Below are 17,596 nucleotides of genomic sequence, written 5' to 3'. Positions count from 1 at the left end.
GATGCCGCCAGCAACGGCAGCGTCCAGAAAGTGGAGAACAACCGCTTTGCCCGTGCCGATCTGGAACGCCGCCTGCTGATGATTGACGATGATATGGATATGAACGCCCTGCCCAAGACGAATTATATCAAGACCATCGTGACCGCCGAAGCCAAGCTGGACTTGGAGCGCAAAGGTGTCCAGAGTTACCAGCGGGACATTTATGCCCGGTTCCTCTGTTTCGGCAACGGTGCGCTGACCTCGCTGTACGACCATTCGGACGGCTTCTTTCGCCGCCAGCTCATCCTGACCACCAAGGATAAGCCCACCGACCGCACGGATGACCCTTTCCTTGTCGAAAAGATGTGCGCCGAGTTGGAGGGCATCCTGCTCTGGTGTCTGGAAGGGCTGCACCGGTTGGTGCAGAACGATTTCCGCTTCACGGTCAGCGAACGAGCCGCCGCCAACGTGGACACCATCAAGCGCAGCAGCAACAACGTCATCGACTTCATGGAGTCCGAGGGCTATTTCCGCTTCAAGGCGGACTACTCCATCAGCTCCAAGGAGTTCTACGACATTTATAAACAGTGGTGTGAGGACAACGCCTGCCACAGCGTATCGGCGATCCGTTTCAGCGCAGAGCTGCGCCAGAACGACCGTCGCTATAACCTTGAAGCCACCAACAACATCTATCTGCCCGGTGGCCGCAGGGTGCGGGGTTTTGTAGGCATCGAACCGCTTGTCCACCTCTGTCCTTAAAAAGTGCATTTTTTCACGGAAGAAGTTCGTACAACCTGTACGGTCTGTACTTGTACGCACCTGTACGGAAAATTTAAGCAAATTAAAACGTGCTATCGTTTATATTTCACATTTCCGTACGCCGTACAGACCGTACAGGTTATTTGAAGTTCGTACGCAATTTTTTCAGATGCGTACGGAGCAATCAAGTTCGCATTGTGCGAACTTGTCGGGGCGAGGCCCCTCCATCTTGCTAGCGCAAGACCGTTCGGTCACTTAAAAGCCCCACTGGGGCTTTCATTGCTTCGCAAACGTGAACTCGATTAATTCTCCCGCAGGAGACGTTCCCCCTCGGAGAGTCCTCGAAGAGCCCACTACACTTTGCAGCCCATAGGGATGAAAGTGTCATAGTAGGTTATTACACTTCCGGGGAAGTGCATCTCCGTCCCCGTCACCTTCCTCTGAACCCCGAAAGGAGGGATGCCCTTTGGCAAGAAACGATGGTATTGACCGCACCAGTGTCCGGGTGTGTGGGCGGTATGCCTTGCATGGTACACCCTGGTATCTGGCACGGCCTGCGCTGCTGCCTGTGATGTGTACGCCGTCCAGGTGCGCTCGGGTGCAGGGGGGCACCGGCGGGGCATACAGCCGCCGCCCGGTCAGTCCCGCCACCACCGAAAAAATAAAAAAAGACCCACCCCACCTTCGCAAAACAAAACCTATCTGGTTGTGCAAGTCTCCAAAAATTCCAAAAAATACAAAAAGATCCCTTTCGGAGCCTAGATTGTGCTATAATCAGCTAAAGGCTATACGTCAAAGAAAGGAAGAATCAAAAATGAGAAAGAGAATCGTTGTGACAGTTCTGATGGCTGCTTTGACTTGTTTGCTTTTGATGGGTGCTGCGTCTCCTGCAAAACCTCTTGATCTTGTTGGAAATTGGGAAGAAAAAGATAAAGGCGACAGTTACCAAGCCGGATATATTAAAGAAGGCAAAGACGGCAAGGATGGCGAAATTGTCATTTACTGGGTATCCGATGGTGGCGATACAAAATCTTTGTACTGGGCTGGAACTTATGTTGCGCCAAAAGATAATAAAGAAACTTATAGTTGGACTTCAAAGAACAACAAGGATAAGACAGACCACGCTTTGCTGGCATCCGGTGACGACACAAAGGTTTTCACCTATGAAAAAGGTGAAATTACTTACAAGGCATCTGCTTTAGGCACAACGAAGAAAATGCACTTTGTGCGCACCGACACAAACTACTGTGATGAGGAAGAAGAGCAGAAGTAAACACTAAAAATCAGTAGCCAAAGAAGCCACTGGCTTTTATGAACGTTGGAGACTTGCCGTATGATAGTCATTATTGCAATCGCTATATTTTTTTATTTGATAGTGGTTCTATCAAAACGAAGTAGTGAAGATACGCTTGTAGATATTGATTTCTCTAAAATTGACGATATGGAAGGTCACCGATTTGAGTATTTTATCGCAAAAGTTCTCAGAAAAAACGGGTTCAAAAATGTTAATGTCACAAAAGCGAGCGGAGACTACGGAGTTGATATAACCGCGAATAAAGATAACCAGAAATGGGCGTTTCAATGCAAACGGTACAGTTCAAACTTGGGGTTGAAGCCGATTCAAGAGATTTACGCTGGCGCAAAGAAATATGAAGCAGATAAAGCTGTTGTGTTCACAAATGTTTATTTTACTCCAAATGCGCAAACGCTGGCTAAAACGTTAAATGTTGAACTGTGGGACAGGGATACGCTTGCTAGAATGATAGGTAAAGACCCTGAAACAAAACAATCAATAGAAGCTGATATGGAAGAAGAGCAAACCGAGCCAGAACAACGACAAAGGAAAATTCGTGATAATGGAGTTCCTTTGAAGCTGCAAAAGAACCAAATCCCTGCTGGCGATTATGTTGTTGGCAAGGATATCCCTGTTGGCGTGTACAATTTTAAGTGGGTGTTCGGGGCTGGTTCATTCCAAAAGTATAAAGAAGAAGGAAACACAACGCTTGGTGCTTGTACATATTTTGAACACGTTGGTGTTCAGTACGATTATGAATATAGTCAGCTTATCAATGTGAACTGTAAAGACGGTGAGTGGATTAAAATTAGTGGAAATTTGGTTCTTGGTATAGAAAAATCCGAAAAGCCTGTTATTGACCTATAACACAAAAGCCAGCGGCTAGATGTTCTCTAACCACTGGCTTTTCTTATTGGCTGTTATACGCTTCTACGGATGCTTGCATAGAGCAGACGGAACGTCTCGCGGCCTTTCGGCGTTATGACAATATCCAGAACCTCATCATCCCCTATATCGGGGAGATGCAGATGCAGAAGCTGCGGCCCTACCACATCGAAGCCCTGTACGACACCCTGAGCAAGACCCCTTGCGGACAGTATGTGGGCGGCAAGCGGCGAGACCTCTCGCCCAAGCAGCAGAAGCGCACCCTCTCCGGCATCACCCTCCATGAAGTTCACCAGCTTCTGCACAATTCCTTTCTGCTGGCGGTGGAGTGGGGCATCCTTATCAAAAGCCCCGTCCCGGTGGAAGCGCCCAAAAAGACCACCCAAGAGCGCAGCATCTGGGAGGTGGACGAGATGCGGGCAGCGCTGGACAGCATGGAGGACCCCATCCTGCATCTGGCGGTGCACCTGACGCTGGTGGGTGCGCTGCGGGAAGGGGAGGTGGCAGGTCTGACCCCGGAGGACATCGACTTTGATGCCGCCAACGGCATGGGCACCTTCACGGTCAACCGTTCCATGCAGCGGGTGCAGAAGGACACGCTGGCACAGGTGGACAAGGGCTGCATCCTCCGCATCTTCCCGGACAAGCTGGAGGGCAGCAAGACCTCCCTCATCCTGAAGGACACCAAGACCGAGGCTTCCTGCCGCACCATCTTTATGACCGCTGCCCTGCGGGAGGAGCTGAAGCAGTGGCTGGAACGGCTGAAAAGGGAAGAAGCCCTCGACCCGGAGCGGTACCGCAACAGTGGGATGCTGCTGCGGCTCCCCAACGGTCTGGCGGTGGAGCCGGTGCTCATCCGCAAAAAGTTCCTGAAATGGCAGGATACACACCCGGAGTTCCCGCGCATCGTGTTCCACGGTCTGCGGCATTCCAGTGCCACCTATCAGTTGATGATCTCCGGCGGCGACATCAAGGCGGTGCAGGGGACCACCGGTCACGCCAGTGCGGATATGCTGGTGAACACCTACGCCCATATCCAGCAGTCCTCCCGTATGGAGCTGGGCAAGAAGTTTGAAAGCGGCTTCTATGCCAAGCCCGACATCTCCAGCCCACAGGCTGTACCCGCCGCAGGCGAACCCACCATCTCCATGACGGCTCTTTTGGAATTGCTCAAGGATGCCGACCCGGAAATGAAGGCAAAGCTCCGCTTAGCTCTGCTCACCTGATGCAAAAAAGGGCACTGATTGCAATACAATACAGCGCCCTACATAATCGGACATGGAAAACACCGACCGTGCAAAAACCGTGCAGAACCCGTGCAGAAACCGTGCACCCATGGCTTACAAAACAAAAAAGCCATGAAATCTTTCGATTTCACGGCATTTTCTGGTGCAGGAATGCAATCCAAATCCGAACCATTTCCCTTTGATGCGACTTCTGTCGCTTCTCCAAAGGTGACGGTCTGTGTTCCTTCTTTATAATTAAAGGTTATCAAAACCTTATCATCATACAGGTAAATCGCATTGATGAAGGTATCCACCAGTGCCTGCCGCTGGTCCTTCAGGCTCATATCCAGCTTGCGGAACCGCAGCAGCCAAAACCGGATGAACTCTTCAGTCACTTTCGGCTTTGCCAGCTTTTCTTCCGCAATACGGGCTTCAAGCTCACGCTTGGTTTCTTCCAGCTGCTCTAGCCGTTCCTTGGTGGAGCTGGTCAGGATGCCGGCCTGAATCGCATTCAGCATATTCTGGATACCAGATTCTGCATCTCGAAGCTGCTTTTCATAAAGAGGAATGTTGGTGTTTTCTTTGTTTTGCAGCTCCATCACCTTGGCGATGATGGATTCCATAGCGGCATCGTCCTTGACAAGCTGCATGGTCTGATTGACCACCAGATCTTCCAGCCACTGTTTACGGACGGTCTTTTTCTTGCAGCCCTTGTGCTTTTTGGCAGTGGCACATTTATAGTAGCGGTGGACTTCACCCGTCCGGCTTGTGCCGCTTTCGCCAAACATCAACGCCCCACAGTAGCCGCAGAACAGCTTGGTGGTGAGCAGGTAGTCATCCTCTGCCTTTCTACGGGCAGGGGCTTTTTTGTTTTTTGCGATCTTTTCCTGCACATCCTCAAACAGTTCCAGCGGAATGATGGGCGGGATAGCATCCGGCACGACCACATCCCGGAATTTCAGTTCTCCGATGTACCGCCGGTTTTTGAGCATATGTTCAACGCTGTTATATGTAAACGCACCGCCCACCGGGTTCTTGATGCCGTTTTCGTTCAGCCAATCACGGATCTCCTTCATGGTGGAGCCTTCATTGTACTTCTTGAACGATTCCAGAACAAAAGGCGAGGTGAGAGGGTCGATGTGGAACTTCCGCTCGGAATCCAGCGTGTAGCCAAAAGTTCCACGACCACCGTTGCAGCGGCCTTTCAGGATGTTCTCGGTCTGTCCACGAACTACCTTTTCGGCAAGGTCTGCCGAATAATACTCGGCATAGCCTTCCAGCACCGATTCCAGAATGATGCCCTCCGGCCCCTCGGAAATGATTTCCGTAGCCGACATAAGCTTGACACCGTTCTTCTTCAGCTGGGTCTTGTACCGGGCACTGTCGTAGCGGTTTCGGGCAAAGCGGTCAAGTTTCCAGACCAGCACAATGTCAAACAGCTTTTTGTCACTGTCCTTGATCATCTGTTGGAACTGAGGGCGGTTGTCCGTCTTGGCAGAGATGGCACGGTCAATGTAGTGCTTGACGATGGTGATGCCGTTTTTCTCGGCATAAGCCGTGCATTCCCGGATCTGGCCTTCGATGGATTCTTCGCGCTGGTTGTCCGAGGAATAGCGAGCATAGATTACGGCGGTCATGGCGGGCACCTCCATTTTATACGTCATTGAACGGTAATACGTTCATTAAAGCAGTGTTTCGTATAATGTATATACCACAGTTTTGCCCTGATTGCAAGCCCAATGATTTATTTTCATGATTCCAACAGACAAATTGTCTTAAGATTATATTCCGAGCAAAATGTGAAGTCCAAGCCCGGCCACGCCGCACAGGCACATGGTCAGGATGGGATTCCACTTGAGCTTCCGTAGCACAAAAAATGCCGATGCAAAACTGCCGATGCCGATCCAGTCTACGTTGGCGAGCGTCTTTGCACTCTCTCCGAACACCACCATAGACAGTATAGAAAGACCTGCACCAAAGATAAGCGCTACAATGACCGGACGCAGACAGGCCAGAACACTTTGCAGCAGAGAAATATCCTTGTATTTACGATAGATATAGGATAGAAGTGAAACAAAGAACAGCGCCGGTGTAATGCAACCTAGTGTTGCAATGATGGCTCCGGGTACCTGCGCGATACGCAAACCAACAAAAGTTGCCGAGTTGACCGCAATGGGACCAGGGGTCATTTCTGCAATCGTGATGAGGTCAGTAAACTCCTGCATCGTCAGCCAGCCATGTTGTTCCACCACTTGGCTCTGGATCAGCGGCATGGCCGCATAGCCGCCGCCTACGCTGAACATACCCACCTGCAAAAAGCTGAGAAAAAGCTGTAAGTAAATCATTTTGCACCACCTTTTTTCCACTGGACCAGAGCCAGCACCACGCCGAATACTGCAGCGGCAAGGATGACCACCACCACATTGACATCAAACACCGTATTTGCGACAAACGCTGCGACCATCAGGACAATATACACCCATGAGCGGGTCTTCAGTACCTTGCCGCCGAGGTCGAATACAACATCCAGAATGACCGCCGCCACACCAGCCTGCATTCCCTTGAGTAACAACGCGATATAGCGATTGGTGGCAAAAGCATTGTAGAACACAGAAATGACTGAAAGAATGGCCATAGGTGGGATGATGGTGCCCAACACTGCCACGATCATTCCAATCAAGCCTTCTACCTGCCAGCCTACCAGAATTGCAGCATTGACCGCGATTGCGCCCGGAGAGGACTGCGCCAACGCTGTCATATCCAGCATTTCCTGTTCATCGATCCAGTGCAGCTCATCTACAAATTTTTTCTTCATAAAGGTCACGATGACAAAGCCGCCGCCGAAGGTAAAGCTGCTAATGTACAGCGTACTCAAAAACAGCTTCCAAAGCCGTGCTAACCGTGTACCGTATGTTTTATTTTCATCCATACAAGTTTTCTTCTCCTTTTTTGATTTTCGGACAACTATATTTGTTTTCTTACTATTTCAAACAGCTTTTAACTGTTACTGCTTGCGAAAGCCCGTATTTTCCGGTATCCTTGTTTTAAGAACTGCGAAGCACGGAGGGAATCTCTATGAAACATAATACATTTCTCGTCAAGCCAGCGTCCAGCCTGTGCAATCTGCGTTGCCGGTACTGCTTTTATGACGATGTTTCCAACAGCCGAGCCTGCAAAAATATGGGACTGCTTTCCCATGAAATGGCAGGAGAACTGGTTGAAAAGGCTTTTGCAGCCACAGAGGAAGGCGGCAGCGTCCATTTTCTGTTTCAGGGCGGCGAACCGACTCTTGCCGGGTTGGATTTCTTCCGGTTCTTTCTGGAAACGGAGCGTTCCATGCAGCGCAATATCTCTGTGTTCCACAGCATCCAGACCAATGGCATTTGTCTGGATGAAGAGTGGGCTTCCTTTTTCAAAGCCAACTCTTTCCTCGTAGGCCTCTCTCTGGACGGCACACAGGAAAACCATGATCTCTATCGGCTGGACGCAGCTGGGCAGGGCACATGGGATAAAGTAACTCATGCGCTTGCGCTGCTGGATGCCTACAGGGTCGAAACGAATCTGCTCTGTGTTGTGACCGGACAGCTGGCCAGAAAGCCGCAGCGAGCCTTCAAAAGCCTCTGCGAGTTGGGACAGCACAATCTGCAATTCATCCCATGTCTTGACCCACTTGATACGATTGGAGGGCAGGCATATTCTCTAACGCCGGAACTTTATGGTCGTTTTCTATGCGGCGTCTTTGATACTTGGTATCAGCAGCTGCAACGAGGAAATTATATCAGCGTTCGCAATTTTGAGGACTATCTGCGTATCCTGCTGGGAATGCCGCCTACCTCCTGCGCTTCCTCCGGTTCCTGTGGACATTATCTTACCGTAGAAGGTGACGGAAGCCTTTATCCCTGTGACTTTTATGTTCTGGATGAGTGGAAGCTGGGAAATCTGAGCCACTGTACCGTTGAAGATGCGCTTGATTCTCCCACAAGCCAGACATTTCTGGCACAGGGCCGCAAACGCCCGGCGGAATGCGCAGCATGTGCTTATCAGCTACTCTGTCGGGGCGGATGCAAGCGAGATTGGGATGCCTCTGGAAGCAACCGCTTTTGCGCAGCGTATAAGCAGTTCTTTGCCTATGTGCTTCCGCGCCTGCATACTGCTGCACATTTTCTGGCACAACAAAACCGATAAAGAGATTCTCCCGGAGAGCAGTACTGCCTCCGGGAGAATCTTTATTTTACCTTTTTGATCTTCCGGATGGAATGGCCATCGTAGAGGATGGGCTTCATGACATAAGTGTAGTTCCGGTCATCGCATTCGCCGGTGGAAATCATCTCCATAAGCCGCAGCGCAAGCTGACGTCCCATCTCGAAGCCTTGCTCCACGGAGCAGGTAACATCCTCCTGCCGATAAGTTTCTTCGGAATAATCAAAACAGACCAGCGAATAATCTTCGGGTACAGTCTTCCCCATTTTCTGCAGGGTTTTCATGACCAGCCGATAGATGATGTAGTTGCAGCAGACGATAGCGGTGCATTTAGGGATGCTCTTCAGAAATCTTTCAATGGAACGGACATAGCTTTCGTTGTGGGCTTCGTCCGAAATACACCACTTGATGTAATCATCGTTCAGTTCCAAACCACGATTTCGCATCGCTTCCGCCATGCCTTGAAACTTTTCTACGCTCTGGTAGTTGTCGTACACGAAGATGCCTGCAATGTGGCTGTGTCCGGCATCCATCAGGCGTCCTATCAGCTGATGGGCACATTCGATGTCATTGATCGTTACGCGGGGGCAGCGCAAGTTCCGATAGAAGTTGTTGTAGAATATCACCGGGATCTTACGTCGGTAAAGCTCCTTGTAGCAGTCAAGATTTGGGCTGAGGATGCTCGATTTGACACCATCCACGATGAAACCGTGAAAATTCTGATGTACCACAGTCTCCAGACAACGGCGTTCGTTGCAGAATTTGTTATCGGTCAGAAATACATGGAGGTCAACCTGCTCCTGCGTCAGAACACTGCGAACCCCTTCGATTAATCCCGAATTGGCACTTGTATCCTGTCCCTGCAGGACAAGGCCGATTTTATAAAGGGCATCATCTGTGTTCAAATCCCGCGTCATTACTTTTTCCCGGTGGAAATAAGTCCCACTTCCCTTGAGCTTGTACACGAGTCCTTCTGCTACCAACTGGTCGATGGCCACTCGTATCGTTTCCCGGCTGACGCCCAGCTTTCGGCAGAGTGCATTTTCCGAGGGCAGTCGTTGATTTCCAGAAAACTTGTTTTCGTCGATATAAGCCAGAAGCCAACGATATACCTGAGCAGATTTTTTCTCAGCAGCCGAGAGCATGGGCAAACGCTCCTTTTCAGTCGGTGATGGTGGGGCGGGTGCCTTCTGCGTGCTGTATCCAGTTCAGCAAGCGCTCACGAAGCTCCGCTTTGACGTCGGCGTATGCAGGATCTGCGACAACATTGTTCAGCTGCCACGGGTCTTTCTGCATATCATAGAGGAAGTCGTCCGCATACACATCAGATGCCGCAGCCTCGCCGCCATTGACACCGGGGGCATAGACAGAGTACATATAATCTGCCGTGCGGATGCAACGGCCGCAGCGGCTCTCCGAGATTTGGGCGTAGACCTCATTAGCTCTATTATGATTTTTCTTTTCCACAACGTCAAGCAGATTTTCGCCGATCATCTTGTCGCCGACATCCACGCCCGCCAAAGCCAACAGAGTCTTGGGGATGCTCTCGGTGCTGACCAGCTCGGTGACTTCCTTGCCGCCCTTGAACGGGCCGCCGCAGATGACCAGCGGCACATGCAGGCAGCCGTCGTGGCACGAGCGCTTATAGTCATCGTATCCGTTCAGATGGGCGTCGCGGTTGCGGGTCTTGAAATGAGAGCCATGGTCGGAAGCGTAAAGGATAACAGTATTCTCATACAGACCCTTTTCTTTCAGTTTTTCCACCAGCTTGCCGAGGTTCTCGTCGAGGCTTGCGCACTGTCCCAGATAATCCGGATACTCTTCTGCTGCATTGCCGCCCAGAGCCTTCAAGTCTTCGGGGAGGACAAAATCCGCAAATCGCTGCTTCGAGCCGTTGGGGCCTTCGTAGTGGTTGTGGTCATTCTGATGGTGCGGCTCAATTTGGGATACGGTCATGAAGAAGGGCTTTTCGCCGGTGTACTGGTCGAGGTAGTCCAGCGCGAACTGGTTGATGCAGTCAGCACGGTAGCCCTTAAAATCGATGCGGTTGTTGTTCTCGTCGAACACATAGCCGTCGTAGCCGTGGGAGGTAAATTCCAGCACATCGGCTGCACGCCAGTAGCCGGTGTAGCCGCCGCGCAGCTCCAACGGAACGGCTGTAATGGTATGGTCAATGGTCGGCTTCTTTTCCAGCTCGCCATCCGAGGCCAGATGCCACTTGCCGACATAGGCAGTTTCGTAGCCGGCATCTTTTTCCATATACTCGCCCAGCGTCTTGATGTTGGAGGGCAGCATCAGATTATTGCGGAAGCAACCGGTCTCGGTGGGATATTTGCCGGTCTGGAACAGGGCGCGGCAAGGGCCGCACACCGGCTGGGGAGAGAAAGCATTGTCAAATTTTACGCCCTCCTCTGCCAGCTTGTCCAGATTGGGTGTGACGTTGAGCGGCTGGCCGAAGCAACCGCAGGTATCCCAGCGCTGCTGGTCACTGAAGTAGAAAATAATGTTATATGCCACGGTCTTTACCTCCTTTTACTGTTCCACTTTCGCGTTCTTCGTTTCCTTCATCTTGCCGCGCAGGATGCCGATGATAACCACCACGATTAGCGCGATAAAAATCCAGCAATACACACTGCTGAAGAAGATTTTGGGATTTCCATCCGAGATGAGCAGGGCGCGGCGGAAGTTCGTCTCGGTCATATTGCCCAGCACCATGCCCAGCAGCACAGGGACAGCGGGCAGCTCCAGCTTGCGCATGAACCACGCCATCACGCCGAACACCAGCGCAACGCTCAAATCAAAATAGCTGCTGTTCACCGAGTAAGCACCGGCGAAACAGAAAATCACGATGATGGGGGTCAAGATCTGCTGAGGGATGGAGACGACCTTTGCAAACAGGCTAGTCAGGTATTTGCCCTGCAGGAACATGAAGATGTTCACGAGGATAAGGCCCAGCATGATGGCATACATGATAGCGCCGTCGGTGGTGAACAGCGAGAGACCGGGGTTCAGGCCATTTATCATCAGGGCCGATAACATGATGGCCACGCAGCCGTCGCCGGGGATGCCCAGCGTCAGCAAGGGAATCAGGGTCGCGCCACAGACGGCATTGTTGGCAGACTCAGCAGCCGCAACGCCCTCCACAGAACCGTGGCCGAATTCCTCGGGATGCTTGGACAGGTTCTTCGCAGTGTTGTAGGAGAACCACGAGGCCTCCGACGCACCCGTGCCAGGTACGATACCAACACAGGAACCGATGATAGAACCCATCAGAACTGGTCGGAACATCCGCTTGTATTCATCTTTTGTGATTTTGCCATCATCATTGCCGATTTTTCCGGCGTGAAGGTTCAACTCATTCCGCTTCAGCTCTGCCTTGCCAATGATTTCCACCAGTGCGAACAAACCGATGAGGGTAACGGCAAGGTCAAGACCCAGATACAGACGGGGAATACCAAATGTAAAGCGGTCATAGCTGGTCATGGGGTCTGCGCCCACACAGGAAATAAGCAAACCAAGGCAGGCGGCGATGATGCCCTTGACAAGGCTCTTACCCGAAACGCCTGCAATAATCGTCATGCCGAACAGGCAGACCATAAAGTACTCCGCCGTGCCGAGCTGTGCCGAAATTTTTGCGACCTGAGGGCCGAGGAAGAGCAGCACCAACGCAGAGAAGATACCGCCAAAGGTAGATGCATAAAGTGCAATTTTCAACGCCGCTTTAGTGCGGCCCATTTTGGACAGCGGATAGCCGTCCAGCATAGTAGCCGCCGCGTGGGGCGTACCCGGCGTGTTGATAAGGATAGCCGATACCGAGCCACCATAGCCACCTGCGCAGTAAATGCCCAACAGGAACATCATGCCGGGAATCGCACGCATGGTATAAGTGACAGGCAGGAATAGGATGATGCAGAGGATAACACTTAATCCCGGGATGGCCGCGAACACGCAGCCAATAAAGACACCGAGGTTTATCCAGATGATATTTTCGAGGGTGAAAAGCAGCCCGGAGGCCGGGCCGATAAAGTCAAACAAACCCATATTCTGCCTCCTCAGAAACTAACATTCAGCACAAAGTGGAATACGACCCAAATCAACACAGCCATTGAAACTGTGATGGCATAGTAAAGGGGTTTCTTGCAGCGGAAAAAGACCAGAAATGCCAGTGCGCAGAATACAGCGCCCACAACAAACAGATCCGTGACCTCTGCCAGCAGATAAGTGACCACCAGAATGAGGACGATGACGAGTGCTTTTGTTTCCACCAAAAGATTCAGCGTTTTAGTTTTGGTCGGGCGGTGCATCACCATGTTGTATGCCTCGCGGCCCACCAGAAGGGCGCTCATGGCCAGCATGAGCCAAATCAGCATCGTCGGGAAAGCGCGGCCATTCACAACGTCTTTTTCCGAGATCTGCACCTGCTGCGGCATGATGAGCAACAGCACGATGCCAATGACCAGAAACAGAATGCCGCAAATCAGGTCTACCGGGTACTCGATGTTCTTCTGTTCGAGCTTTGCGCCCCATTCATCCAGTTTTGCTTCGGCACGTTCTATCAGATTTTTCACTTGTTTCAACTCCTTTTGGAAACATAAAAGCAGGGAGAAGGGGATGTCCCCGTTCCCCCTGCTTCAGCTTTTTGTCGCTATGAGGACTTTTTATCAGCCTGCCACGATGTCCTTATACTGCTCGACGATGCTCTTGACGTTCTCAATATGAGCTTTGACGTCATCTTCACTCATCGTATCAACTTCCAGCAGCATGGTATCGTTCAGCCACTCGACCATTTCCTGATCGGCAAGGATCTTATCGTACAGCTCTTTCAGCTCTGCAACCTTTGCAGCATCGGTACCCTTGCGAGCCATCACGAAGCAACGATTGCGGAAGAAAGGATAGCCCTTGGAGCCAACGCCTTCAACACCTGCGAAGGGACCGTTTTCGATAGCCTTGTCATCGAATGCACAGACCACATCAACGCCGCCCTGCTGGTAGGTCTCAAGAATCTGAGACTGGTGAGAGACCGCGAAGTTCGTTTCACCCTTAGCTACAGCCTGTGCAGCCTCCGCAGCGGACTGGTACGGAGTCAGTTTCAGCTGGTCGCCGGCACCCATAGAGCCGAACAGAGCCGCTGCCAGGAAAGCCTCGGAGCCGGTAGCGCCGTTAACGGCCACGGATACGGGGTTGCCTGCCTTGACATAGGCCTCCAGATCGTCCAGATTCTTGAGGTTCAGTGAAGAATCAGCGGACAGGACGAAGACGGAGGAGTACAAGTTCTCCACGAACTCGAAATCGTCGTAGCTGAACTGCAGCTTGGCCGGATCCAGAGTCTCGGTAATGGCGAACAGACCTTCACCGGCGAAGACCAGTTCCTTATCATTTGCCTTAGTACTGGACACCCAAGTGTTGACAGTAGCAGCATCGCCCTTGACGGCTTCAGCAACCAGTGTGATTTTATTATCAGAATAATCAGGGGACTTGGCAGCAGCCTTTTGGCTGACCATCGCTGCTACACCAGACGGTGCCCACGGGCAGGTAACTTTCCAGCTCTCCTGTTTGCTTCCGCAGCCGGTAAGCATCGACAAAGCAAGGACACCGGCGGTGACCAACGCCGCAATACGCTTTTTCATCATTTTACTCTCCTTTTTTGTTTTGCCTTTTCGTGTGGTAGCAAGCACTTCACCGTGCTTTTGTTACCAACAAGATAACATTTCAAGCAATTTCAAGTCAACAAATTTTTTTTATTTTACAAAAAAGTTGTCTGGTAAAAGAGCTAAATGACCACATCTGTATTTTGCTGTAGAAAACTTATTGTGCATATTGCACATCAGCTTGAATCATCTTTGTGCAGCTTAAATTCTTTCATGATGTAAAGTGTATCATATTCATAATAGAAGTCTTACTATTGTCTCCATTCATAAATAATTTCTTCGGAATCATCTTGACGTACTCTACGAACCATGATATTCTCTATCAAAAATCCCACTGAACTTGTAGATTGATTGCAAATCTTCTGCAAAAGTGGTTGGTTATCACCGTGAGACCCACCACTTCAGTGAGGAAAAATCCACGAAAGAAGCTACCGCCCCGCAACACACCCGATTCATTTTGCCGCCGATTCACCCGACAAAATCCATCGCTGCGCTGCTTGGGCGGTATTTTTCTTTAGGGGAAACGTACCTTGAAAATTTCATAAGCCGACCGGACGTGATACCGACTTTTCGTCAACGCCGCTGCAAAACAGGGGCAGGAACTTCGTTCGGAGCAAACGGTGATTCCCTTACATGAGCAGCGACCCTTTACTTATTTTTGCGTCTTAACAATTAGGAAACAACTCTCAGAAGCGTGTTTTGAGCGCAGCGGTAGAGGGCAAGAACCGTCCCGTGGCCACAAATTTTCAATTCTTGAAAATGTTCTGTCCATCCGGGACTTCACTTCTCAAACTCTTGCGAGTTTTCCAAGTGATCTTGTTGGGGCGTGCCTGCCCCAAACCCTGCTCATGGTTCGCACCTGATGGTGCGAACAGCAACGGCGTGTCGTGCTTACATAACTTCACCGAGGAGTTATCGAACAGACAGGAGGTCCAATGACCAAAACGAATGTTCAACCGATTCCTAGCAATCCCCAGCGCCACGACACGCCGAACAACAAAACGCACGTCATCAAGTTCCGTGTGACAGCGGAGGAAAAAACGTCACTGGAACTCACTTGCAAACTCCTGAATCTCTCCCTCTCCACTTTTATCCGCCGCGCCATCCACAACGTCAAGATCGAGAAAACGGTCATCGTTGCCGGTGGCGGAGAAGAAACCCTGACCGCTGTTTCCACCCTGCTTGCCCAGTGCAGCAAGGTGGGCGGAAACCTCAACCAGCTTGCAAGGCACTTCAATTCCGGCGGTGCAGACACCGAACAGATCCGGGCGAAACTCCTTGACGAACTTGCAGACCTGACCGCATTTCGGCTGCACGCCGAGAAAGTTCTGGGTGAACTGTATGGCAACGCTCAAGCATATCGCCTCTAAAAACTCGGACTACACCGCCATCGAAGCGTACCTCGTTTACCAGCATGATGCGTTCACCGGGAAGCAACTTCTGGATGAGCATGGCAAGCCGAAGCTGCGGGATTCGTACCTGCTCGACACCCTTGAGTGTGGCGATTTCTCGTTTGCAACAGCCTGTCTGCTGGCAAACCGCAAGTATGGCAAGAACACCCAGCATGGTGATATCAAAAGCCACCAGTATATCATCAGCTTTGACCCCAGAGATGCAGCCGACAACGGGCTGACCATGGAAAAGGCACAGGCACTTGGCCTGAAGTTTTGTTCTGAAAATTTTCCCGGTCATCCTGCCATCGTCTGCACTCACCCGGATGGGCACAACCATTCGGGAAATATCCATGTCCACATCGTGATTGGCAGCATCCGAACACGAGAAGTGGAGCGTAAGCCCTATATGCAGAAGCCCCGCGACTGGCGCGAGGGTATGAAGCACTCCAGCACAGCCCAGACCATGCGGCACTTGCGTGTCGAGGTCATGGAACTGTGCGAAAGTGCCGGACTGTACCAGATCGACCTGCTCAACGGATCAAAGGAGCGTGTCAGCGAAGCCGAGTATTGGGCACGCAGACGCGGTCAGATGAAACTTGACCGCGAGAACGCAGCCCTTACCGCAACTGGACAGCAGCCCCGGCAGAAGAAGTTTGAAACCGTAAAAGATACCCTGCGGAAACAGATTGCTTCAGTGCTGTACTTTGCCACCAGCTTTGAAGATTTTTCCGACAGGCTCTTGCAGCAGTACGGCATCACCGTCAAGGAAAGCCGTGGGCAACTCAGCTATCTGCCTGCTGGTAGAACAAAGTTTATCCGGGCAAAAAAGCTCGGTGACAACTACGACAAGGAGATAGTTCTTGCCACCCTGACCGCAAACGCAGAGCACAAACCCAAGGCGCAGTTCAAGCAGGATACCATCGGGAAACTGATCGACATCCAGTCGAGGATGACCGAGGGCAAGGGCATCGGCTATAACCGTTGGCTCACGAAACACAATCTCAAAGTTATGGCACAGACCGTGAAGCTTCTGCAGGAAAAGGACTTGACCGACGAGGACGCCCTGAACCAGCGCATCACCGAACTGGAAACCAAGTATCACGACTCGCTGGCGGTGGTGAAAGACCTCGAAGGTCGCATGAAATTCAACGAAGAGCTGCGCTATCATGTCGCAGCCTATGCCAGCACCAAGAACATCGCACAGCAGTTAAAGACTGCCAAACGACCCGCAGCTTTTGAGGAGCAGCATCGTGCAGAGCTGACAGCGTACCGGGCGGCAGCAGCCTATTTCAAGGCAAACAACATCGCCAAGCTGCCCAGCCCGAAAAAGCTGGAAGCCGAGTATGCGCAACTGGCATCCGAAAAGGCAAAGTTCTATGAGCAGTACAAGGAAACCAAGGAAGAACTGCTCAAACTGAAAACCGCAAAACAGAATGTTGCGTCCTTTTTCCGGGAGGAAGAACCGGCGCAGCAGGAGAGATAAAGGAGTGTGCGTATGATCAATCTGAAAATTGACCCGGAGTTCCAGTCCCAGATTCCTCCTCTGACCGATGATGAATTTAAGCAGCTTGAAGAAAATATCCTCAAAGAGGGCAAGCTGCTCTCTCCTTTGATCGTGTGGAATAATACACTTGTTGATGGCCACAACCGTTATGCCATTCTCCAGAAGCATCCTGAGATTTATTTTTCCACTATGCCGCTCCGATTTGAGAACCGCGAAGAAGCCGTTGCGTGGATCTGCCGGAATCAGTTGGGACGGCGAAACCTGAGTCCTGAACAGAAACGCTATCTGCTTGGGAAGCAGTACGAAGCCGAGAAGAAAGCTGCAAAAATCTTTCGGGGCAATCAGTACACTTTAGCAAAGAAAAGTGGTGGTGATCACGGTGATAACCACCACTCCGGGAAGAAAACCTGCGACCGGATCGCAGAAGAAAACGGTGTCAGCCGTGCCTCCGTTCTCCGTGCCAGCCACTACACGCGAGGCATCGACATCGCGGACAACCTCTCTCCCGGCATCAAGCAGAAAGTCTTTTCCGGTGAAGTGAAGTTCACCAACGAAGAAATGTCCAAGCTTGTGCAGGCAAGTGTCGAGCATCGTTCAGATGTCCTTGCTCAAATCCTGCATCCAGAGGCATTGGAAGTGTTGGAATCTGCCAGCGCTGAATTTGAGCCTGAAAAAGCGGAACCCGTTCCCATGCCCACACCACAAAC

General features: G+C 51.2%; 16 protein-coding genes. 8 read left to right on the top strand and 8 right to left on the bottom strand.

The window, feature by feature from the left end; translation table 11 throughout:
* From DXB44_RS13415 to DXB44_RS13400, 4 genes are all read left to right on the top strand, one after another.
* Nucleotides 1-738, top strand: a 738-nt coding sequence (locus tag DXB44_RS13415) for a DUF5906 domain-containing protein (RefSeq protein ID WP_243111173.1), incomplete at its 5' end; no start/stop codon positions are given.
* A gap of 466 nt (nt 739-1,204) precedes the next feature.
* Nucleotides 1,205-2,011 carry a hypothetical protein gene (locus tag DXB44_RS14870; protein ID WP_243111172.1) on the top strand — a complete coding sequence of 269 codons (807 nt, stop codon included), beginning with the start codon at nt 1,205-1,207 and terminating at the stop codon, nt 2,009-2,011.
* A gap of 60 nt (nt 2,012-2,071) precedes the next feature.
* Nucleotides 2,072-2,899: a restriction endonuclease gene (locus tag DXB44_RS13405; RefSeq protein ID WP_118659025.1), complete on the top strand. Its 828-nt coding sequence runs from the start codon at nt 2,072-2,074 to the stop codon at nt 2,897-2,899.
* Between the two features lie 161 nt (nt 2,900-3,060).
* Nucleotides 3,061-4,143, top strand: coding sequence for a site-specific integrase (locus DXB44_RS13400; RefSeq protein ID WP_243111171.1), 1,083 nt, complete (start codon nt 3,061-3,063; stop codon nt 4,141-4,143).
* A 38-nt stretch (nt 4,144-4,181) separates the two neighbouring features.
* Here the strand turns inward: DXB44_RS13400 and DXB44_RS13395 are convergent, their stop codons facing one another.
* The 3 genes from DXB44_RS13395 to DXB44_RS13385 all read right to left on the bottom strand — a co-directional run bounded on the left by DXB44_RS13395 (nt 4,182) and on the right by DXB44_RS13385 (nt 7,072).
* Nucleotides 4,182-5,780 carry a recombinase family protein gene (locus DXB44_RS13395; protein ID WP_243111169.1) on the bottom strand — a complete coding sequence of 533 codons (1,599 nt, stop codon included), beginning with the start codon at nt 5,778-5,780 and terminating at the stop codon, nt 4,182-4,184.
* A 144-nt stretch (nt 5,781-5,924) separates the two neighbouring features.
* Nucleotides 5,925-6,488: a chromate transporter gene (locus DXB44_RS13390; RefSeq protein ID WP_015536709.1), complete on the bottom strand. Its 564-nt coding sequence runs from the start codon at nt 6,486-6,488 to the stop codon at nt 5,925-5,927.
* Nucleotides 6,485-7,072, bottom strand: coding sequence for a chromate transporter (locus DXB44_RS13385; protein WP_118659024.1), 588 nt, complete (start codon nt 7,070-7,072; stop codon nt 6,485-6,487). The genes DXB44_RS13390 and DXB44_RS13385 overlap by 4 nt, the downstream gene beginning before the upstream one ends.
* Nucleotides 7,073-7,218: 146 nt before the next feature.
* Between DXB44_RS13385 and DXB44_RS13380 the strand changes: the two genes are divergently transcribed.
* Nucleotides 7,219-8,328 carry an anaerobic sulfatase maturase gene (locus DXB44_RS13380; RefSeq protein ID WP_015536708.1) on the top strand — a complete coding sequence of 370 codons (1,110 nt, stop codon included), beginning with the start codon at nt 7,219-7,221 and terminating at the stop codon, nt 8,326-8,328.
* A gap of 41 nt (nt 8,329-8,369) precedes the next feature.
* Here DXB44_RS13380 and DXB44_RS13375 read toward each other — a convergent pair whose 3' ends face one another.
* From DXB44_RS13375 to DXB44_RS13355, 5 genes are all read right to left on the bottom strand, one after another.
* Entirely contained in the window at nt 8,370-9,488 is a 1,119-nt protein-coding gene (locus tag DXB44_RS13375) for a GntR family transcriptional regulator (RefSeq protein ID WP_118659023.1), read from the bottom strand.
* 16 nt (nt 9,489-9,504) lie between these two features.
* Nucleotides 9,505-10,860, bottom strand: a complete 1,356-nt coding sequence (locus tag DXB44_RS13370; RefSeq protein WP_097776425.1) for a sulfatase-like hydrolase/transferase — start codon at nt 10,858-10,860, stop codon at nt 9,505-9,507.
* Nucleotides 10,861-10,875: 15 nt separating this feature from the next.
* The gene (locus DXB44_RS13365) at nt 10,876-12,384 is read right to left on the bottom strand and encodes a tripartite tricarboxylate transporter permease (RefSeq protein ID WP_118659022.1); all 1,509 of its coding nucleotides are present in this window, start codon (nt 12,382-12,384) and stop codon (nt 10,876-10,878) included.
* 11 nt (nt 12,385-12,395) lie between these two features.
* Entirely contained in the window at nt 12,396-12,911 is a 516-nt protein-coding gene (locus DXB44_RS13360; protein ID WP_113991662.1) for a tripartite tricarboxylate transporter TctB family protein, read from the bottom strand.
* 93 nt (nt 12,912-13,004) lie between these two features.
* Entirely contained in the window at nt 13,005-13,970 is a 966-nt protein-coding gene (locus DXB44_RS13355) for a tripartite tricarboxylate transporter substrate-binding protein (protein ID WP_118659021.1), read from the bottom strand.
* Nucleotides 13,971-14,926: 956 nt separating this feature from the next.
* Between DXB44_RS13355 and DXB44_RS13340 the strand changes: the two genes are divergently transcribed.
* The 3 genes from DXB44_RS13340 to DXB44_RS13330 form a co-directional block, all read left to right on the top strand.
* On the top strand, nt 14,927-15,361 hold the full coding sequence (locus tag DXB44_RS13340; RefSeq protein WP_118659019.1) for a plasmid mobilization relaxosome protein MobC: 435 nt from the start codon (nt 14,927-14,929) through the stop codon (nt 15,359-15,361).
* Nucleotides 15,333-16,868: a relaxase/mobilization nuclease domain-containing protein gene (locus DXB44_RS13335; RefSeq protein ID WP_118659018.1), complete on the top strand. Its 1,536-nt coding sequence runs from the start codon at nt 15,333-15,335 to the stop codon at nt 16,866-16,868. The genes DXB44_RS13340 and DXB44_RS13335 overlap by 29 nt, the downstream gene beginning before the upstream one ends.
* A gap of 12 nt (nt 16,869-16,880) precedes the next feature.
* On the top strand, nt 16,881-17,596 hold a 716-nt coding region (locus tag DXB44_RS13330), incomplete at its 3' end, for a hypothetical protein (protein WP_118659027.1).

The sequence above is a fragment of the Faecalibacterium sp. OM04-11BH genome, assembly GCF_003482185.1.
Classification (GTDB): domain Bacteria; phylum Bacillota; class Clostridia; order Oscillospirales; family Ruminococcaceae; genus Faecalibacterium; species Faecalibacterium tardum.
The sequence above is the reverse complement of the archived record's forward strand: the minus strand, read 5'-3'. Positions and strand labels throughout refer to the sequence as shown.

What these genes read in the sequence shown, in the direction of transcription:
- DXB44_RS13365 (WP_118659022.1), bottom strand. Translation starts at nt 12,384, where the DNA reads ATGGGTTTGTTTGACTTTATCGGCCCGGCCTCCGGGCTGCTTTTCACC.
- DXB44_RS13375 (WP_118659023.1), bottom strand. Translation starts at nt 9,488, where the DNA reads ATGCTCTCGGCTGCTGAGAAAAAATCTGCTCAGGTATATCGTTGGCTT.
- DXB44_RS13400 (WP_243111171.1), top strand. Translation starts at nt 3,061, where the DNA reads ATGCAGAAGCTGCGGCCCTACCACATCGAAGCCCTGTACGACACCCTG.
- DXB44_RS13390 (WP_015536709.1), bottom strand. Translation starts at nt 6,488, where the DNA reads ATGATTTACTTACAGCTTTTTCTCAGCTTTTTGCAGGTGGGTATGTTC.
- DXB44_RS13395 (WP_243111169.1), bottom strand. Translation starts at nt 5,780, where the DNA reads ATGACCGCCGTAATCTATGCTCGCTATTCCTCGGACAACCAGCGCGAA.
- DXB44_RS13380 (WP_015536708.1), top strand. Translation starts at nt 7,219, where the DNA reads ATGAAACATAATACATTTCTCGTCAAGCCAGCGTCCAGCCTGTGCAAT.
- DXB44_RS13340 (WP_118659019.1), top strand. Translation starts at nt 14,927, where the DNA reads ATGACCAAAACGAATGTTCAACCGATTCCTAGCAATCCCCAGCGCCAC.
- DXB44_RS13335 (WP_118659018.1), top strand. Translation starts at nt 15,333, where the DNA reads ATGGCAACGCTCAAGCATATCGCCTCTAAAAACTCGGACTACACCGCC.
- DXB44_RS13385 (WP_118659024.1), bottom strand. Translation starts at nt 7,072, where the DNA reads ATGGATGAAAATAAAACATACGGTACACGGTTAGCACGGCTTTGGAAG.
- DXB44_RS13355 (WP_118659021.1), bottom strand. Translation starts at nt 13,970, where the DNA reads ATGAAAAAGCGTATTGCGGCGTTGGTCACCGCCGGTGTCCTTGCTTTG.
- DXB44_RS13405 (WP_118659025.1), top strand. Translation starts at nt 2,072, where the DNA reads ATGATAGTCATTATTGCAATCGCTATATTTTTTTATTTGATAGTGGTT.